Source organism: Streptomyces sp. NPDC058092 (assembly GCF_042884935.1).
Classification (GTDB): domain Bacteria; phylum Actinomycetota; class Actinomycetes; order Streptomycetales; family Streptomycetaceae; genus Streptomyces.
In genome coordinates this window covers 221,843-239,418 of the sequence record NZ_JBHVSY010000004.1, presented here as the reverse complement: position 1 = coordinate 239,418, position 17,576 = coordinate 221,843, and the positions used below count along the sequence as shown (strand labels likewise).

General features: G+C 70.7%; 13 protein-coding genes. 3 read left to right on the top strand and 10 right to left on the bottom strand.

The features are described 5' to 3' along the window. Positions 1-44: 44 nt before the first annotated feature. Both ACFVV1_RS09395 and ACFVV1_RS09390 read left to right on the top strand, forming a co-directional pair. Positions 45-1,646 carry an AMP-binding protein gene (locus tag ACFVV1_RS09395; protein WP_389986921.1) on the top strand — a complete coding sequence of 534 codons (1,602 nt, stop codon included), beginning with the start codon at positions 45-47 and terminating at the stop codon, positions 1,644-1,646. Between the two features lie 49 nt (positions 1,647-1,695). Continuing rightward, positions 1,696-2,532: a GNAT family N-acetyltransferase gene (locus ACFVV1_RS09390; protein WP_389986918.1), complete on the top strand. Its 837-nt coding sequence runs from the start codon at positions 1,696-1,698 to the stop codon at positions 2,530-2,532. Here the strand turns inward: ACFVV1_RS09390 and ACFVV1_RS09385 are convergent. Together ACFVV1_RS09385 and ACFVV1_RS09380 are read right to left on the bottom strand one after the other, a co-directional pair. Beyond that, positions 2,519-4,912, bottom strand: a complete 2,394-nt coding sequence (locus ACFVV1_RS09385; protein WP_389986915.1) for a bifunctional salicylyl-CoA 5-hydroxylase/oxidoreductase — start codon at positions 4,910-4,912, stop codon at positions 2,519-2,521. The genes ACFVV1_RS09390 and ACFVV1_RS09385 overlap by 14 nt on opposite strands. Positions 4,913-4,916: 4 nt before the next feature. Beyond that, a complete protein-coding gene (locus tag ACFVV1_RS09380) occupies positions 4,917-5,744 on the bottom strand; it encodes an enoyl-CoA hydratase family protein (protein WP_389986912.1) in 828 nt (275 codons plus the stop codon). Positions 5,745-5,985: 241 nt separating this feature from the next. On the opposite strand from ACFVV1_RS09380, the gene ACFVV1_RS09375 reads away from it, so the two are divergent. Next, positions 5,986-6,450: an ATP-binding protein gene (locus ACFVV1_RS09375; protein WP_389986909.1), complete on the top strand. Its 465-nt coding sequence runs from the start codon at positions 5,986-5,988 to the stop codon at positions 6,448-6,450. On the opposite strand, the gene ACFVV1_RS09370 is transcribed toward ACFVV1_RS09375, so the two are convergent. The 8 genes from ACFVV1_RS09370 to ACFVV1_RS09335 form a co-directional block, all read right to left on the bottom strand. Next, positions 6,451-7,890: an amino acid permease gene (locus ACFVV1_RS09370; protein ID WP_389986906.1), complete on the bottom strand. Its 1,440-nt coding sequence runs from the start codon at positions 7,888-7,890 to the stop codon at positions 6,451-6,453. Positions 7,891-8,092: 202 nt separating this feature from the next. Then, positions 8,093-9,100 carry an ornithine carbamoyltransferase gene (gene argF, locus ACFVV1_RS09365; protein ID WP_389986904.1) on the bottom strand — a complete coding sequence of 336 codons (1,008 nt, stop codon included), beginning with the start codon at positions 9,098-9,100 and terminating at the stop codon, positions 8,093-8,095. 109 nt (positions 9,101-9,209) lie between these two features. Next, complete coding sequence (locus ACFVV1_RS09360) at positions 9,210-10,442, bottom strand: arginine deiminase (protein ID WP_389986902.1); 1,233 nt, start codon at positions 10,440-10,442, stop codon at positions 9,210-9,212. A 176-nt stretch (positions 10,443-10,618) separates the two neighbouring features. Next, on the bottom strand, positions 10,619-13,201 hold the full coding sequence (locus ACFVV1_RS09355) for a polynucleotide kinase-phosphatase (RefSeq protein WP_389986900.1): 2,583 nt from the start codon (positions 13,199-13,201) through the stop codon (positions 10,619-10,621). Continuing rightward, positions 13,198-14,697, bottom strand: coding sequence for a 3' terminal RNA ribose 2'-O-methyltransferase Hen1 (locus tag ACFVV1_RS09350; protein WP_389986897.1), 1,500 nt, complete (start codon positions 14,695-14,697; stop codon positions 13,198-13,200). Before ACFVV1_RS09350 ends, ACFVV1_RS09355 begins: the two co-directional genes overlap by 4 nt. A 185-nt stretch (positions 14,698-14,882) precedes the next feature. Further along, positions 14,883-15,863 (bottom strand): homocysteine S-methyltransferase, encoded by a 981-nt coding sequence (mmuM, locus tag ACFVV1_RS09345; RefSeq protein ID WP_389986894.1) that lies wholly within the window; start codon positions 15,861-15,863, stop codon positions 14,883-14,885. A 70-nt stretch (positions 15,864-15,933) separates the two neighbouring features. Beyond that, positions 15,934-16,857 (bottom strand): LLM class F420-dependent oxidoreductase, encoded by a 924-nt coding sequence (locus ACFVV1_RS09340; RefSeq protein WP_389986891.1) that lies wholly within the window; start codon positions 16,855-16,857, stop codon positions 15,934-15,936. A 75-nt stretch (positions 16,858-16,932) separates the two neighbouring features. Next, positions 16,933-17,505 carry a DUF6099 family protein gene (locus tag ACFVV1_RS09335; protein WP_389986888.1) on the bottom strand — a complete coding sequence of 191 codons (573 nt, stop codon included), beginning with the start codon at positions 17,503-17,505 and terminating at the stop codon, positions 16,933-16,935. Positions 17,506-17,576 lie beyond the last annotated feature (71 nt).

Here is a 17,576-nt window from a genome sequence, read left to right as displayed (position 1 = left end):
CACCCAAACGATACGCTCCGGAGGCGACAAGGGGGCGATCCGTCATGGACCCGAAGACCTCAGCGCACCTCGACAGCTTCGCCAGGGAGCACCTGCCACCTCCGGACGAGTGGCCGGAACTGCTCTTCGACCTGCCCGAACTGAACTACCCGGCCCGCCTCAACTGCGCGGCGGAGCTGCTGGACCGTACGGCCGAGCGCTTCGGCCCCGACCGCCCCGCCTTCCGTACCCCGGACGGCGGAGTGTGGAGCTACGGGGAACTGCGGGACCGGGTGGACCGGATCGCCCATGTCCTCACGTCGGATCTGGGGGTCGTCCCCGGCAACCGCGTCCTGTTGCGCGGCCCCACCACGCCCCAGCTGGCCGCCTGCTGGCTCGCGGTGCTGAAGGCGGGCGCGATCGCCGTCACGGTGCTGGCCCAGCAGCGGTCCGCCGAGCTCGCCACCATCTGCTCGATCGCCCGGGTGAGCCACGCGCTGTGCGACATCCGGGCGATCGACGATCTGGTGAAGGCTCAGGTACCGGGACTGCGGATCACGGCGTACGGGGGTGACGCCCCGGACGACCTGCTGAGGCTGGCCGAGGCCAGGCCGGGTCCGTACCGTCCGGTGGACACGGCGGCGGACGATGTCGCGCTGATCGCGTTCACCTCGGGCACCACCGGGCGGCCGAAGGGCTGTATGCACTTCCACCGGGACGTGCTCGCCATCGCCGACACGTTCTCGCGCCATGTCCTGCGCCCGACGCCCGACGACGTGTTCGCGGGCAGTCCGCCGCTCGGCTTCACCTTCGGGCTCGGCGGTCTGGTGGTCTTCCCGCTGCGGGCCGGTGCCAGTTCCCTGCTGCTCGAACAGTCCGGCCCGGTGCAGCTGTTGCCCGCGCTCGCCGCCCACCGTGTCTCGGTGCTGTTCACCGCGCCGACCGCGTACCGCGTGATGCTCGACCACATCGACAAGCACGATCTGACCGCGCTGCGGCGCTGTGTCTCGGCCGGCGAGAACCTCCCGGTCGCCACCTGGCGGTCCTGGTACGAGCGGACGGGTCTGCGCATCATCAACGGCATCGGCGCCACCGAGCTGCTGCACATCTTCATCTCCGCCGCCGACGACGCGATCCGCCCCGGCACCACCGGAGTTCCCGTGCCCGGCTGGCAGGCCCGGGTGGTGGACCGCGAGGGCCGACAGGTGCCGGACGGGGAGCCCGGACTCCTTGCCGTACGCGGTCCGATCGGCTGCCGATATCTCGCCGACGAACGCCAGCGGGACTACGTGGCGCACGGCTGGAACATCACCGGTGACACGTACGTGCGCGAACCGGACGGCTACTTCCGTTACGTGGCCCGCGCCGACGACATGATCATCTCCTCCGGCTACAACATCGCGGGCCCCGAGGTCGAGGACGCCCTGTTGCGTCACCCCGCGGTGGCCGAGGCCGCGGTGGTGGGGCGGGCCGATGAGCTGCGCGGCCGGATCGTGGTGGCGTACGTGGTGCTGCGCGAGGGCGCGGAACTGTCGGCCGACGAGCTGCGTACGTACATGAAGAGCGAGCTGGCCCCGCACAAGTGCCCGCGCGTCGTCGAGTTCCTGCCCGCACTGCCCCGGACCGCCACCGGGAAGCTGCAGCGTTTCCGGCTGCGGGACGAGTGACCCGGAAATACCGGGTGCTTCGCGCCATCCGCACCCGGCAGGATGAAGCATGACCTGGACCTTCACCGACGACGTCGACGTATTTCTGGACGCGGCCGGTGCCTCGCTGACCGCCCGGCCCGCCGAGAACACCCTGGTGCTGACCGTCACCGCGACCCTGCGGCGCCGCGGCCCGCACGCCTATGGTGACGCCGCCCCGCTGCTGGGCTGGTGGCGCGGGGCGGACGGCGAGGTCGCGGGGACGCTGGTGCAGACCCCGCCGCACCGGCCGCTGCTGGGGACCGTCGCCCCGGAAGCGCTCGCCCCGCTGGCCGCCGCGCTCCCGCTGACCGGGATCAACGCGGACCGGGCCACCGCCGAGGCGCTGGCCGCCACCTGGCCGGGCCACCGGGTCGACCAGGAGCAGCGGCTCTACCGGCTGGGGACACTGGTCCCGCCCTCCGGGGCACCGTCGGGGAGGCCCAGGGCCGCCACCGCCGCCGACCGGGAACTGCTGGTGCGCTGGTTCCTCGCGTTCGCCGACCAGACCGGCCGGCCCGGTACCCATACCGAACGGCTGTTGGACGAGCAGACGGCGTCCGGCAGACTGACGCTCTGGGAGGCGGACGGCGCCCCGGTGTCGATGGCGGGCGTCTCACCGCGGATCGCCGGCACGGTGCGGATCACAGCGGTCTACACACCTGCCCAATACCGCGGCCGGGGGTACGCGGCCGCCGTGACGGCGGAGGTCGCCCGGGCGGCACGGGAGGCGGGCGCGCAGGAGGTGCTGCTCTTCACCGACCTCGCGAACCCGACCAGCAACGGCGTGTACCGGCGCATCGGCTTCCGGGCGGTCTCGGACCGGCTGCTGATCAGCGCGGCGGAGGAGCCCGTCACCCCAGGGTGAGCCGCGGCTTCGGTGCGTCCGTGCGGCCCGTCGGCGGGGTGCGGCTGCCCGCGCGGTACGGGAGCGGCCAGGGCGCGCCCGGACCGCTGTAGCCCTGGTCGGCCGCCGCGTGCAGCGTCCAGTGCGGGTCGTAGAGATGGGGGCGGGCCAGGGCGCAGAGGTCGGCCCGGCCCGCGAGCAGCAGTGAATTGACGTCGTCCCAGGAGGAGATCGCGCCGACCGCGATGACCGGCACGCACAGCGTGTTGCGGATCCGGTCCGCGTACGGGGTCTGGTAGGAGCGGCCGTACTCGGGGCGCTCGTCGGGGACGACCTGGCCGGTGGAGACGTCGATGGCATCGGCTCCGTGCGCGACGAAGGCACGGGCGATCTCGACGGCGTCCTCGGCGCTCGTGCCGCCCTCGGCCCAGTCCGTGGCGGAGATGCGGACGGTCATGGGCCGGTCGTCGGGCCAGTCGGCGCGGACCGCGTCGAAGACTTCCAGGGGGAAGCGGAGCCGGTTGTCCAGCGATCCGCCGTACCGGTCGGTGCGACGGTTGGTGAGCGGCGAGAGGAAGCCGGAGAGCAGGTAGCCGTGGGCGCAGTGGAGTTCCAGCAGGTCGAAGCCGCAGAGATCGGCACGGCGGGCCGCCGCCGCGAACTGTTCGCGTACGGCGTCGAGTCCGGCCCTGTCCAGGGCGTGCGGGACCTGGTTGACACCGTCCGCGTACGGGATCGGGGAAGCGGCGGTGAGCGGCCAGTTGCCGTGGTCGAGGGGCTGGTCCATGCCCTCCCACATGAGTTTGGTGGAACCCTTGCGTCCGGAGTGGCCCAGCTGGACACCGATGGCCGTGCCGGGCGCGCTCGCGTGGACGAAACCGGTGATCCGGGTCCAGGCCGCGGCCTGTTCGGGGGTGTAGAGCCCGGTGCAGCCGGGGGTGATGCGGCCCTCGGCGCTGACGCACACCATCTCCGTCATGACGAGCCCGGCGCCACCGAGTGCGCGTGCGCCCAGGTGGACGAGGTGGAAGTCGCCGGGGACGCCGTCGACGGCCGAGTACATGTCCATGGGTGAGACGACGACGCGGTTGCGGAGTGCGAGGCCGCGCAGCCGCAGCGGGGTGAACATCGGCGGGGTGCCCGGGGCGCAGCCGAACTCCTCCTCGACGGCGGCGGTGAAGGAGGCGTCGCGCAGCCGCAGATTGTCGTGGGTGACGCGGCGGCTGCGGGTGAGGAGGTTGAAGGCGAACTGGCGCGGCGGCTGGTCGACGTAGGTGCCGAGCTCCTCGAACCAGCGCAGGCTGGCCGCGGCGGCCCGCTGGGTCGATTCGACGACCGGTCGGCGCTCGGCCTCGTACGCGGACAGCGCGGCAGGCAGGTCGGGCTGTTCCTCGATGCAGGCGGCGAGCGCGAGGGCGTCCTCGACGGCGAGTTTGGTGCCGGAGCCGATGGAGAAGTGCGCGGTGTGGGCGGCGTCGCCGATGAGGACCGTGTTGCCGTGCGACCAGCGGGCGTTGACGACGGTGCGGAAAGTGAGCCAGGAGGAGTTGTTGGAGCGCAGCGGCCGGCCGCCGAGCGCCTCGGTGAAGATCTTGGCGCAGCGTACGGTCGAGTGCTCCACGTCGCAGGTGTCGAATCCGGCGGCCCGCCAGACCTCCTCGCGCATCTCGACGATGACGGTGGAGGCATCGGCCGAGAAGGGGTAGCCGTGCAGCTGCATCACCCCGTACGCGGTCTCGGCGATCTCGAAGCGGAAGGCGTCGAGGGCGAAGTCGGCGGCGAGCCAGATGTAGCGGCAGCGGTGGTCGGTGAGGCGGGGGCCGAAGGTGTCGGCGTGCGCGGCGCGGGTGAGGCTGTGCACTCCGTCGGCGGCGATCACCAGGTCGTGGGTGGCGGCCAGCTCGGCGGCCGGCGGGGCCACGGTGCGGAAGCGGAGGCGTACGCCGAGGGACTCGCAGCGGTCGTGCAGGATCTCCAGGAGCCTGCGGCGGCCCAGCGCCGCGAAGCCGTGGCCGCCGGAGGTCTGGGTCACGCCGCGGTGGACGATGTCGATGTCGTCCCACCGTACGAATTCGTCCTGGAGCGCCCGGTACACGACGGGGTCGGCGTGCTCGATGCCGCCGAGGGTCTCGTCGGAGAGGACGACGCCGAAGCCGAAGGTGTCGTCGGGTGCGTTGCGCTCCCAGACGGTGATGTCGCGTTCCGGATCGAGCCGCTTGAGCAGGGCCGCGGCGTAGAGCCCACCGGGTCCGCCGCCGATGACCGCGATCCGTTTCACGCCGGTCGGCTTCGTGGTGGAGGGATGCGCGCCGGGCGCCGTCGCCGTCCTGGCGGATGGAATCGCGCCGGGTGCCGTCGCGGCGGATGGCCCCGAGCCGGTGGTGCTCGTGTCGGGCGGCATCGCGCTACCGGCCTTGCCACTTCGGTGGCCGCTTCTCGGTGAAGGCGGCATGGAATTCGGCGTAGTCGTCGCCGTGCATCAGCAGGGCCTGGGTCGCGGCGTCCATCTCGACCGCGGCGGCGAGCGGCATGTCGAGTTCGGCGGTGAGCAGTGCCTTGGTCTGGGCGAGGGCGAGGGCCGGTCCGTCGGCGAGGCGGCGGGCGAGCGCCGCCGCGCGCACGTCCGCCTGGCCTTCCTCGGTCAGCTCGCTGATCAGTCCGATCCGTTCCGCTTCGGGCGCGCGGACCGGTTCGCCGAGCATCAGCAGCCGGGTGGCGTGACCGAGCCCGACGACGCGCGGCAGCAGGTAGGCGGCGCCCATGTCGCCACCGGAGAGACCGACCTTGGTGAAGAGGAAGGCGAAGCGGGCGGACGGGTCCGCGATCCGGAAATCGGCGGCCAGCGCGAGAACCGCGCCGGCACCTGCGGCCATACCGTGTACGGCGGCGATGACGGGGAAGGGGGTTTCACGAAGGGCCCGCACCACCTGCCCGGTCATGCGGTTGAAATCGAGGAGCTGGGCGGTGTTCATGGCGAGTGTCGCGCCGATGATGTCGTCGACATCTCCGCCCGAGCAGAATCCGCGGCCCTCCCCCGCGAGCACCAGCGCGCGCACGGTGCGTTCGCGGGACAGTTCGGCAAGCAGATCGCGCAGATCGGCGTAGGCACCGAAGGTGAGCGCGTTGAGTTTCTCGGGGCGGGCGAGGGTGACGGTGGCAACTCCGTCGTCCGTCGTCAGCCGCAGATGACGCCAGTCATCCGTACGGGGGGCGGAGCTGGGAAACGGACTCATGGAGGGGGCTCCCCTTCAGCCGTCGGGCCGCTGCCTGCGAGTACCTGCAACCGAACTTATCACTCGTACGTGACTCCCGTCACCGGCACGCGATACGCGGAGTGTGAGAGAGCAGTGCCGAACGTCCCCTTCATGCCGGTCGGCAGACCCTTGTCCTCACTCGTTGCACTTCGTAAAGGTTGAATCGAAAGAAGTGTTGACGTCCAGAAAGTCCACCCAACTCCGGAACGGAAACCCTGCCGTGCTCCCCGATGCCCCCCTCCCTGCCTCCTGGCGGATTGCCCTGCCGCACTCGACGGTGGCCGTACCGGTCGCCCGCGCCCTGATCCGTACGGCGCTGGCGGACATCGGCGCACCGGCCGATTCGGACACTGCCGAGCTCCTCACCGCCGAGCTGGTCACCAACGCGGTGGAGCACACCCGCGGAGAGGAGCCGATCGAGCTGGTGGTGGAGCTGCTGCCGACCCACTGCCAGGTGGAAGTGCACGACCGCGACCCCGCCCCGCCGGGTGATCTCTCGCATCCGCGGCCCGGCAGCGAGCCGGACCCCTGGCAGGAGCACGGCCGGGGGCTGCTGCTGATCCGTACGCTCAGCTCGTCCTGCGGCCACCGCACGACGGAGCACGGCAAGGCGGTCTGGTTCACCCTGCCGTCCCGTACGCCTCAGAACTTACCCGCCGCCCCCGCACCACCCCGGTCCCCCTGATCACCCCGCGTCGGCAGCGGCCAGCCGGGAGCGGCTGCGGCCGTAGAAGGCGTAGACCGCCGCGCCGACGGCCAGGAAGACGGCGAACTGCACCCAGGTCGCCCAGCCCGTCCCGTAGATCAGATAGAGGCAGAAACCGACGCCCAGGACCGGGCTCAGCGGGTAGAACGGCACCCGGAACGAGCCCGTCACCTCAGGGTTGCGGCGGCGCAGCACGATCACCGCGATGTTCACCGCGACCATGGTGGCCAGTGCGCCGATGGTCGTCAGATTCACCACTACGTCGAGCGAGGAGAAGGCCGCCGGGACCGCGAAGACGACCGCCACGATCCAGGTGTTGGCGACCGGCGTCGCCGTCCGCGGCGAGACCCGCTCGAAGACCCGGGGGATCAGGCCGTCGCGGGACATCGACATCAGGATGCGGGTCTGCCCGTACATCACCGCGAGCACGACGGACGCGATCGCGACGACCGCGCCGAAGGCGACGATCCCGCCGCCGACGTTCGAGTCGGTGACCTGGTCGACGACGATCGAGAGCGCGGCCGGCCGGTCGGCGACGGCCTCCGGGCCGAGGGCTCCGATGGCGGCGAGCGCGACGGCGCAGTAGAGCAGCGTGACCAGGCCGATGCAGATCATGATCGCGATCGGGATGTTCCGCCGCGGGTTCTTGACCTCTTCGCCCGCGGTGGTGATGGCGTCGAAGCCGATGTACGAGAAGAACGCCAGCGACGCACCGGCGGTGACCCCGCCCGCTCCGTGAGCGATGAACGGCGTGAGGTTCCCGTGCTCGAAGGCCGTGAAGGCGATGACGCAGAACATGATCAGGATGGTGATCTTGAGGATCGCCATCGCGGTGGTGGCCCCCGCGCTCTCCCGGACGCCGCGCACCAGCAGGGTGGCGGCCATCATGATCACCAGGACGGCGGGCAGATTGATCACTCCGCCGTCACCGGGCCCCGCCGAGAGAGCGGCGGGCAGCTGCAGACCGAACAGGCTGCTCAGCAGCTCATTGACGTACTGGCTCCAGCCGACGGCGACCGCGGAGACCGAGACGCCGTACTCCAGCAGCAGACACCAGCCGACGAGGAACGCGATGCGCTCGCCGAGCGTCGCGTAGGCGAAGGAGTACGAACTGCCGGAGACCGGGATCGCGCTGCCCAGCTCGGCGAAGGAGAACGCGGTGAAGATGCAGGTGATCGCCGCGAGCACGAAGGACAGCACGACGGCGGGGCCGGCCTCGGCGACGCTGTCGGAGAGGCCGACGAAGATACCGGTGCCGACGACGGCGCCGACACCGAAGCACACCAGCTGGAAGAGGCCCATGGAGCGCTTGAGGCCGTGCCCCTCCAGGTCGGCGCCGGACTCGGCGATCAACTGGTGCGGGTTCTTGATGCGTGGCCCGGACGGGCGCGTGGGGCTCGGTGGGCGCAGCGGACTCACGGGGATGGTCTCTTCTCTGGTGGAACATGTGGGGGAGGTGCGCCCCGGGGCCTGTGGGGGGCTCCGGCTCCGGGCTCAGGGCTCGGGAGCATGGGCCGCACGAAAATGGGGTTCGAGCGTGCGAGCCCGAACCCCACCAGGAGGCAACATAATAGTCGCCTTCGTGCATGTTCACCCAATTGGGTGCATGTTCATGCAGTGCTCAGTGCGAGGCCGCCAGGGTTGCCACCAGAACGGCCTTGATCGTGTGCATCCGGTTCTCGGCCTCGTCGAAGACGACCGAGTGCGCGGACTCGAAGACCTCGTCGGTGACTTCCAGCTCCGTCAGCCCGTGGGCGGCCTCGATCTCCCGGCCGACCTTGGTGCCGAGGTCGTGGTAGGCCGGGAGGCAGTGCAGGAACTTCACGTCGGCGTTGCCGGTGGCGTGCAGGACGTCCATGGTCACGGCGTACGGCGCAAGGGCCCCGATCCGCTCGCCCCAGACCTCCTTGGGCTCACCCATGGAGACCCAGACATCGGTGGCGACGAAGTCCGCACCCCTGACGCCCTCGGTGACGTCCTCGGTGAGAGTGACCGTCGCGCCGCTCGCCTCGGCCAGCGCGCGGGCCTCGGCGACGATCTCCTGGGCCGGCCAGTACGACTTGGGCGCGACGATCCGCACGTCCATGCCCAGCAGCGCGCCGGTGACGAGGTAGGAGTTGCCCATGTTGAAGCGGGCGTCGCCGAGGTAGGCGAAGGCGATGCGCTCCAGCGGCTTCTCGCTGTGCTCGGTCATGGTGAGGACGTCGGCGAGCATCTGGGTCGGGTGCCAGTCGTCGGTGAGTCCGTTGAAGACCGGAACGCCGCCGTGGGCGGCCAGCTCCTCGACGGCCGCCTGGCTGTCACCCCGGTACTCGATGCCGTCGAACATCCGGCCGAGGACGCGTGCCGTGTCCTTCACCGACTCCTTGTGCCCGATCTGCGAGCCGGAGGGGTCGAGATACGTCGTGGACGCACCCTGGTCGGCGGCGGCCACCTCGAAGGCACAGCGGGTGCGGGTCGAGGTCTTCTCGAAGATGAGTGCGATGTTCTTGCCGCGCAGCCGCTGTACTTCGGTCCCCGACTTCTTGGCGGCCTTGAGCTCCGCCGCGAGGTCGATCAGGCCGCGGAACTCCTCGGCCGTGAAGTCCAGCTCCTTGAGGAAGTGGCGGCCTGCGAGGTCTATGGCCATGGGACTGCTCCTGGGTAGGGCGAGGATCGCACGTGCACTGACCATGGAAGTCTATACGACACTATGCATTGCTATACGGCGATCCCCCTCAGGTCCGGTCCGCGCGCCACTACACCGGGTCGCGCACCACGGGACAGCTCATGCAGCGGGGACCGCCCCGGCCCCGGCCCAGTTCGCTGCCGCGGATCTCTATGACCTCGATGCCCTCCTTGCGCAAGTAGGTGTTGGTGGTGGCGTTGCGCTCGTACGCGACGACGACGCCCGGCTCGACGGCCAGCACATTGCAGCCGTCGTCCCACTGCTCGCGCTGCGCGGCGTGCACATCCTGGGTGGCCGTGAGAACCCGGATCGAGTCCAGGCCCAGGGCGTGCGCGATCGCGTCGTGCATGTGCTCGGGCGGGTGGTCGGTGACCTTCAGGTCCCTCGGCCCGTCACCGGGCTCGATGGTGTAGGAGCGGAGCATGCCCAGCCCCGCGTACTTGGTGAAGGTGTCACCGTCGATCATCGTCATGACGGTGTCGAGGTGCATGAACGCCCGGCGCTTGGGCATGTCGAGCGCCACGATCGTGTGCGCCGAACCGGCGTCGAACAGCCCGCGGGCCAGCATCTCCACCGCCTGCGGGGTGGTGCGCTCGCTCATCCCGATGAGTACGGCGCCGTGGCCGATGACCAGTACGTCGCCGCCCTCGATGGTGGACGGGTAGTCGTCCTGCCCCTCCGACCAGTGGTGGAAGGCGCCCGCCTCGGGGCCGGTGAAGAGCGGGTGGTGGCGGTAGATCGCCTCGAAGTGGACGGTCTCGCGCTGCCGGGCCGGCCAGCGCATCGCGTTGATGGACACGCCGTCGTATATCCAGGCCGAGGTGTCCCGGGTGAAGAGATGGTTGGGCAGCGGGCCGAGCAGGAAGTCGTCCAGGTCCATGACATGGAAGCGGACGGAGGTCGGCTCGCTGTGCCGGTCCAGGAACTCCCGCTTGGTCATCCCGCCGACCAGCGCCTCGGCCAGCTCGGCGCTGGGCAACTCCTCGAAGGCGGCCCGCAGATGCTCGGTGGCGAGCGGACCGTACTCCTTCTCCTCGAAGACCCGGTCCAGGACGAGCCGCCTGGCCACCGGAATGTCCAGCGCCTCACGGAGCAGATCGCCGAAGAGGTGCACCTCCACCCCGCGATCGCGCAGCACGTCCGCGAAGCCGTCGTGCTCCTGGCGGGCGCGGCGCACCCAGAGCACGTCGTCGAACAGGAGCGCGTCCTTGTTGCCGGGGGTGAGTCTCTTCAGTTCCAGATCGGGGCGGTGCAGGATGACGCGGCGCAGCCGCCCGGCCTCGGAGTCGACGTGGAATCCCATATCTCCATCCTCACCGTGCGGAGCGCCGTTCACCCGGTGAATCGCCAGCGGGTTTCCCGTGGATCCCACTGTCTGTCTCTCCGTGGATCCCACCGTTGGATTCTCTGTTGATCTCACCGTCGATCTCACGGTTGATCTCATCGTCGATCTCACGGAAAACCCGCTGCCGCCCCCTTCTACAGCCTCGGGTCGACCGGTTCCGACTCCAGGGCCAGCACCGCGAACACCGCCTCGTGCACCCGCCACAGCGGCTCCCCGTCGGCCAGCCGGTCCAGCGCTTCGAGCCCCAGCGCGTACTCCCGGAGCGCCAACGACCGCTTGTGGCCGAGGAACCGGCCGCGCAGCCGCTCCAGGTTCTGCGGGCGGGTGTACTCGGGGCCGTAGATGATCCGGAGGTACTCCCGGCCGCGCACCTTGATGCCCGGCTGGACCAGCCTGCCTTTGTCGTCCCGTACGAGCGCGGCGAGCGGCTTGACGACCATGCCTTCGCCGCCGCGTCCGGTCATCTCCAGCCACCAGTCGACGCCGGAGCGCACCGACGCCTCGTCACCGGTGTCGACGACGAGCCGGCGGGTGACCTGGAGCAGTCCCGTCGGGTCGTGCTCGACCAGCCGGTCGAGCCAGGCCAGCTGCTCGTCGTGCGGTACGGAGGCCAGCGAGCGGCCCTGCACGGCGAGGATCTGGAACGGGGCGAGCCGCACTCCGTCCAGGCCCTGGGTGCTCCAGCAGTAGCGGCGGTACGCCTCCGTGAACGCGGCCGCGTCCCCGGCCCGTCCCCGCTGGCGGTCCGCGAGACTGCCCACGTCCACCCCACGGGCCGCCGCTGCCGCGAGGGCCGCCTCGGCCTCCGGGAAGACGGCTCCGGATGCGGCGCCGACCGCGGCGTACTGCGTGCGCAGCAGCCCGGCCGCCTTGAGGGACCACGGCATCAGCTCGGCGTCGAGCAGCACCCAGTCCGTGTCCCACTCCTCCCACAGTCCGGCGGCGGTGACGGCGGTGCGCAGCCTGCCGAGGATCACCTCGGTGAGGGCGGCGTCGTCGAGGAACGGCCGTCCGGTGCGGGTGTACAGCGCCCCGGTCGGACCTCCCTCACCGTCGGAGGTGTCGCAGGCGCGGGGGGTGCCGCCCACGCCGAACCGCTCACGGGCGGCGTTCGCGTCCCGGCAGACCAGTGCCACCGCACGCGAGCCCATGTGCTTCTCCTCGCACACGACCTGTGCGACACCGTCCGCCCGGTACTGGGCGAAGGCCTCGGCCGGGTGCTCCAGATAGCCGTCCTCGTGCGAGGTGGCGGTGGGCGCCATGGTCGGCGGGAGGTAGCCGAGCAGCCGGGGGTCGACGGCGAACCGGCTCATGACTTCGAGCGCCGCCGCGGCGTTCTCCTCCCGGACCGAGATGCGCCCCATGTGCCGGGTCTCCACGATCCGGCGCCCGTGCACATCGGCGAGGTCCAGCGGCCGGCCCTCCCGGCCCCCGGGTGCCTCGGTGGTCAGCGGCTTGACCGGCTCGTACCAGACCTTCTCGGCCGGTACGTCGACGAGCTCGCGCTCCGGCCAGCGCAGCGCGGTCATCTTCCCGCCGAAGACCGCACCGGTGTCCAGGCAGATGGTGTTGTTGATCCAGGAGGTGTTGGGCACCGGGGTGTGGCCGTAGACCACGGCGGCCCGGCCCCGGTACTCCTCCGCCCACGGGTAGCGCACGGGCAGGCCGAACTCGTCGGTCTCGCCGGTGGTGTCCCCGTACAGCGCGTGCGAGCGGACCCGGCCGGAGGTGCGCCCGTGGTACTTCTCGGGCAGTCCGGCGTGGCAGACGACGAGCTTGCCCCCGTCGAGCACGTAGTGGCTGACGAGCCCGTCGATGAACTCCCGCACCTGCTCGCGGAAGGCCGGGTCCTTCTCGTCCTCCCGGTCCAACTGCTCGATGGTCTCGGCGAGTCCATGGGTGTGCTGGACCTTGCGGCCCTTGAGGTAGCGGCCGAGCTTGTTCTCGTGGTTGCCGGGTACGCACAGGGCGTTGCCCGCCGACACCATGGACATGACGCGGCGCAGCACCCCGGGGCTGTCGGGGCCGCGGTCCACGAGGTCGCCGACGAAGACCGCCGTGCGCCCCTCGGGGTGCGCGCCGTCGACGTAGCCGAGCTTGCCGAGCAGGGCCTCCAGCTCGGAACGGCAGCCATGGATGTCGCCGATGATGTCGAAGGGGCCGGTGAGGTGGCGCAGGTCGTTGTAGCGGCGCTCCAGCACCACTTCGGCGTGCTCCACCTCCTCCTCGGTGCGCAGGATGTGCACCTTGCGGAAGCCCTCGCGCTCCAGGCCCCGCAACGAGCGGCGCAGTTCGCGGCGGTGGCGCTGGATGACGTGGCGCGGCATGTCGGCGCGGTCGGGGCGGGCCGCGTTGCGCGCGACGCAGACCTCTTCGGGCAGGTCGAGGACGATCGCGATGGGCAGCACGTCGTGACTCCTGGCCAGTTGGACCAGCTGCCTGCGGCTCTCGGACTGGACGCTGGTGGCGTCCACGACGGTCAGCCGCCCGGCTGCGAGCCGTTTGCCCGCGATGTAGTGCAGGACGTCGAAGGCGTCACGGCTGGCGCTCTGGTCGTTCTCGTCGTCGGCTACCAGGCCGCGGCAGAAGTCCGAGGAGATGATCTCCGTGGGCTTGAAGTGCTTACGCGCGAAGGTGGACTTGCCGGAACCGCTGGCTCCGACGAGGACCACGAGGGAGAGGTCGGTCACCGGCAGTGTGCGCGAGGTACTGGTCATGCGGCTTTCGCCTCCTTCACGGTCTCGTTCCTGTTCTGCTTCGCGGTCTCATCGGCTGCGGTCATCGTGAACACGGCCAGCTGTGTGGGTGGCCCGACCTCGGGGTCGTCGGGCCCCACGGGGACGAAGCCGACCTCGTATCCGTGCCGCTGTGCCACCTCACCCGCCCAGGCGCGGAACTCGGCCCTGGTCCATTCGAACCGGTGGTCGCCGTGGCGCACATGCCCGGCCGGGAGGGTCTCCCAGCGGACGTTGTACTCGACGTTCGGCGTCGTCACGAGCACGGTCCGCGGACGGGCCGAACCGAACACGGCGTACTCCAGCGCGGGCAGCCTCGGCAGGTCGAGGTGCTCGATGACCTCGCTGAGCACGGCCGCGTCATACCCCTTGAGCCGCTTGTCCGTGTACGTGAGAGAGCCCTGCTGCAGCGTGACACGTCCGGCCTGCCGCTCCCCCATCCGGTCCAGCTTCAGCCGCCGCGAGGCGATGGTGAGGGCGCGCATGGAGACGTCGACGCCGACGATCTCCGTGAAGCCCACGTCCTTGAGCAGCGCCTGCACCAACTGGCCCTGCCCGCAGCCGAGGTCGAGGACCCGGCCGGCCCCGGCGGCGCGCAGCGCGTCGATGATCGCGGTGCGCCGCTGTTCGGCGAGCGGCACCGGCTTCTCCTCGGTGTCGGTCGTCTCGTCCACCGCGTTGTCGATGCTTTCGACATCGAGGTCGTCCGACTCGGCGAGCCGCACCAGTTCGAGCCGCTGCATCGCCTCCCGGGTCAGTCCCCAACGCCGGGACAGGTAACGGCTGGTGATCAGCTTCTGCTCGGGGTGGGCGGCCAGCCAGCCCTCGCCGGCCCGCAACAGCTTGTCCACCTCGTCCGGCGCGACCCAGTAGTGCTTGGCGTCGTCGAGCACCGGCAACAGGACGTACACCTGCCGCAACGCGTCCGCCAGTCTCAACTCGCCCTCCAGCACCAGCCGGACGTACCGCGAGTCACCCCACTCCGGGAACTGCTCGTCCAGAGGTACGGCCACGGCGTCCACGCTCGTCCAGCCGAGTGGCCCGAAGAGCTTGCGCACCAGTTCCGCGCCGCCACGCGCCGGCAGTGCGGGTACCTCGATGCGCAGCGGAAGCGGGGCTTGTACCCGTTCGGGCAGCGCGCGGCACACCCCGTTCAGCGCGGACTTGAAGACGGTGCTCATCGCGACGGAAAGCAGCGAGGACGCCGCGTACGGGCGGTCGTTGACATACTGCGCGAGCGCCGCGTCGGGAGCACCGCCCCGGCCCTTGCCCTTGCCGCGCCGCACCAGCGCCACGGGATCCACTTCCAGCAGGAGCGCCGCGGTGCAGAGCTCGGCGGATGCCTCGGGATAGAAAACATGCGCGGCGCCATGGGAGGTGGAGAACGTCTGCGCCTTCTCGGGGTGCTTGTGCAGCAGGAAGCCGAGGTCGGTAGCGGGACGTTCCGGATTGCCGGTCGTGCTGATTGTCAGGAACACACATCCGAGTATGGTCCGGCTCGCACGCGCCCCACCAGCGTATTTCCCTGTGTCCGGACACCGTTGTCCCACCTTCCCTTCGCAGCCGTTCGTCTTCCTCGGACTTCCTGGGACTCCCCGGGCTCCCTGGACTTCCTGGACTTCCTGGGACTCTCTCAGGCTCTCCCCATCTGCCTCGTCTCCCTTCATCTGCCTCCTCTGTCTCGCCGCCCTTCGTCTGCGGTCGTTCTTCCGAGCAGCCCAGCCAGCTCCGCGATGGTGTCCGGGCCGACCCGGCAGCAACCGCCCACCAGCCGGGCGCCGGCCTCCTGCCAGGCCCGTACTCTCCCCGGATCGAACGTGGCGTCGCCGACCCACCCCCGGCCCCCGGCGTCCCACTGCTCGCCGCTGTTCGGATAGACGACGACCGGTTTGCCCGACACGTCCGCCGCCATCCGCACCGCCCGGTCCGCGTCCGCCGGATCACAGCAGTTCACCCCGACGGCCAGGACACGGTCGTCTTCCGAGGCGAGGGCGAAGGCCGTCCCCAGCGGCTGCCCCGCCCGGGTCCGGTCCCCCGCCACGCTGTACGAGAGCCAGACGGGGAGCCCGCAACCCTCGACCGCCCGCAGCAACGCCTCGGCCTCGTCGATGTCCGGCATCGTCTCCAGCGCCAGCGCGTCGGGCCCGGCGGCGGCCAGCGCCTCGACCCGGGGACGGTGGAACCGCTCCAGCTCCCGGACGGAGAGCCCGTAGCGGCCCCGGTACTCGCTGCCGTCCGCCAGCATCGCCCCGTACGGGCCGACGGATGCGGCGACCCAGACTTCCCGCTCCACCCCACCCGCGGCCCGCCGCGCCAGCCGCACACTGCGGGCGAAGAGCTCCGCCGCCCGGGCCCGTCCGATCCCCCGTCGCTCGAATCCCTCGAACGTCGCCTGGTAGCTGGCCGTGATGAGCACCTGTGCGCCCGCCCGCACATAGGCCGTGTGCGCCGCCTCGATCTGCCCCGGCCCATCGGCCAGCAGCCGGGCCGACCACAGAGCGTCGGACAGGTCACAGCCCTGCGCCTCCAACTGGTTGGAGAGACCGCCGTCGAGCAGAAGCGCCCCCTCCGAGAGGGCCTGCCCGAGGGCGCGGGCGGGCGGGGCATCGGCTGACCGCACGGGTTGCACAGGTGACTCCCTCATGTGCCGGACCATGCCCCGGCTCGGTGAACTGGGACCGGACCCCGGCTCGGGCGAGCCGGAACCGCCCGGCTCAGGTGAGCTGGGTCTGGACCTGGGAAGAGATCAGCTCCAGGTGCTCCAGGTCGTCCAGATCCAGGACCTGGAGGTAGATCCGGGACGACCCGATCGCAGCGTATTGACCGATCTTGTCGACCACCTCGGCGGGCGAGCCCGCGAGCCCGTTCGCCTTCAGCTCCGCCACCTCGCGGCCGATGACGGAGGCGCGGCGCGCCACCTCTGCGTCGTTCTTGCCGACGCAGACCACCAGGGCGTTGGAGTACACCAGGTCGTCCGGTCCGCGGCCGGCCACCTTTGCCGCCTCCCGGACCCGGCCGAACTGCTTCTCGCTGTCCTCCAGCGACGCGAAGGGGATATTGAACTCGTCCGCGTACTGGGCGGCCAGCCGCGGTGTACGCGTGGCACCGTGACCGCCGATCAGGACCGGGATCCTGGCCTGCGCCGGCTTGGGCAGCGCGGGCGAATCCGTCAGCTGGTAGTACCTGCCGTCGAAGCTGAACGTCTTGCCGGTCCCGGTCGCCCACAGCCCGGTGACGATGGCCAGCTGCTCCTCCAGCCGGCCGAACTTCTCCTTGGGGAACGGAATGCCGTAGGCCTTGTGCTCCTCCTCGAACCAGCCCGCACCGAGGCCGAGCTCGACGCGGCCGCCGGACATCTGGTCGACCTGCGCGACCTGGATGGCGAGCACACCGGGAAGCCGGAAGGTACCCGCGGTCATGAGCGTGCCGAGACGGATCCGCTTGGTCTCGCGCGCCAGCCCGGCCAGGGTGATCCAGGCATCGGTCGGACCGGGCAGCCCGTCGCCCGGCCCCATGCGGAGGTAGTGGTCGGAGCGGTAGAAGGCGTCGAAGCCGAGGTCCTCGGCCGCCTTGGCGACCGTGAGCAGGGTGTCGTAGTCGGCCCCTTGCTGGGGCTCGGTGAAGATTCGAAGATCCATGCATCCATCCTGCACCTCCGGACGCCGGTCATCCCTGCCATCCCCTCCTCCCTCCTTCCCCTCTCCTCGGCGCCGTCACCGCCACCGGTCACCGTCGAAGTGCTGTGCGGTCACGACTGGCCCGCCCGCCGAGCCCGCCGGTCCGCGGACCGCGCCGTACGGGCCGTCCCGCTCCCGGCCGCGCTCCAGATCCTGCTGCCGCTCCCGCTCCTGCTCGTCAAGGCGCCGGAGCATTCCGTGCACCCGGTCCAAGGACTCGTCGGCCGCGTCGATCGCCTCCATGCACTGCCAGTAGAGCCCCTGCTCGTCTGTCTCGCAGGCCACCCCGACCAGAGCCATCCCCACCTCCCCGAGCAGCATGCCCAGCCCCGTCAGCGTCGCCCGCGGTTCGGCGAGCCCGGAGAGCTGCGCGGCCCGCGCCACTCCGGCCCGCGCCGCCGGGTGGTCCAGCGACCCGCTGCTTCTCCCACCGATCTCGCTGAGCCCGCGGGCCTCGCCCCGTAATTCCTTGGGCCCGTCCGCCGCCAGCCGGCTGCCGATCGCCTGAGCGAGCGCCTGGGCCTGCCATGCCTCGGCGATGATGTCCGGCGTGCCCCGGCTCTGCGCCAGCGCACGTCTGCTGACTCCTACAAGCCGCTCCGCTTCCATGCGTTACCCCCGTCCGTACGAAAAGCCGCTCAACTCATCCATTACCCACAGTGAGGGTGCCAGCACCGAAA

What these genes read in the sequence shown, in the direction of transcription:
- ACFVV1_RS09360 (WP_389986902.1), bottom strand. Translation starts at nt 10,442, where the DNA reads ATGGGATTCCACGTCGACTCCGAGGCCGGGCGGCTGCGCCGCGTCATC.
- ACFVV1_RS09390 (WP_389986918.1), top strand. Translation starts at nt 1,696, where the DNA reads ATGACCTGGACCTTCACCGACGACGTCGACGTATTTCTGGACGCGGCC.
- mmuM (WP_389986894.1), bottom strand. Translation starts at nt 15,863, where the DNA reads ATGAGGGAGTCACCTGTGCAACCCGTGCGGTCAGCCGATGCCCCGCCC.
- ACFVV1_RS09355 (WP_389986900.1), bottom strand. Translation starts at nt 13,201, where the DNA reads ATGACCAGTACCTCGCGCACACTGCCGGTGACCGACCTCTCCCTCGTG.
- ACFVV1_RS09385 (WP_389986915.1), bottom strand. Translation starts at nt 4,912, where the DNA reads ATGCCGCCCGACACGAGCACCACCGGCTCGGGGCCATCCGCCGCGACG.
- ACFVV1_RS09395 (WP_389986921.1), top strand. Translation starts at nt 45, where the DNA reads ATGGACCCGAAGACCTCAGCGCACCTCGACAGCTTCGCCAGGGAGCAC.
- ACFVV1_RS09340 (WP_389986891.1), bottom strand. Translation starts at nt 16,857, where the DNA reads ATGGATCTTCGAATCTTCACCGAGCCCCAGCAAGGGGCCGACTACGAC.
- argF (WP_389986904.1), bottom strand. Translation starts at nt 9,100, where the DNA reads ATGGCCATAGACCTCGCAGGCCGCCACTTCCTCAAGGAGCTGGACTTC.
- ACFVV1_RS09335 (WP_389986888.1), bottom strand. Translation starts at nt 17,505, where the DNA reads ATGGAAGCGGAGCGGCTTGTAGGAGTCAGCAGACGTGCGCTGGCGCAG.
- ACFVV1_RS09380 (WP_389986912.1), bottom strand. Translation starts at nt 5,744, where the DNA reads ATGAGTCCGTTTCCCAGCTCCGCCCCCCGTACGGATGACTGGCGTCAT.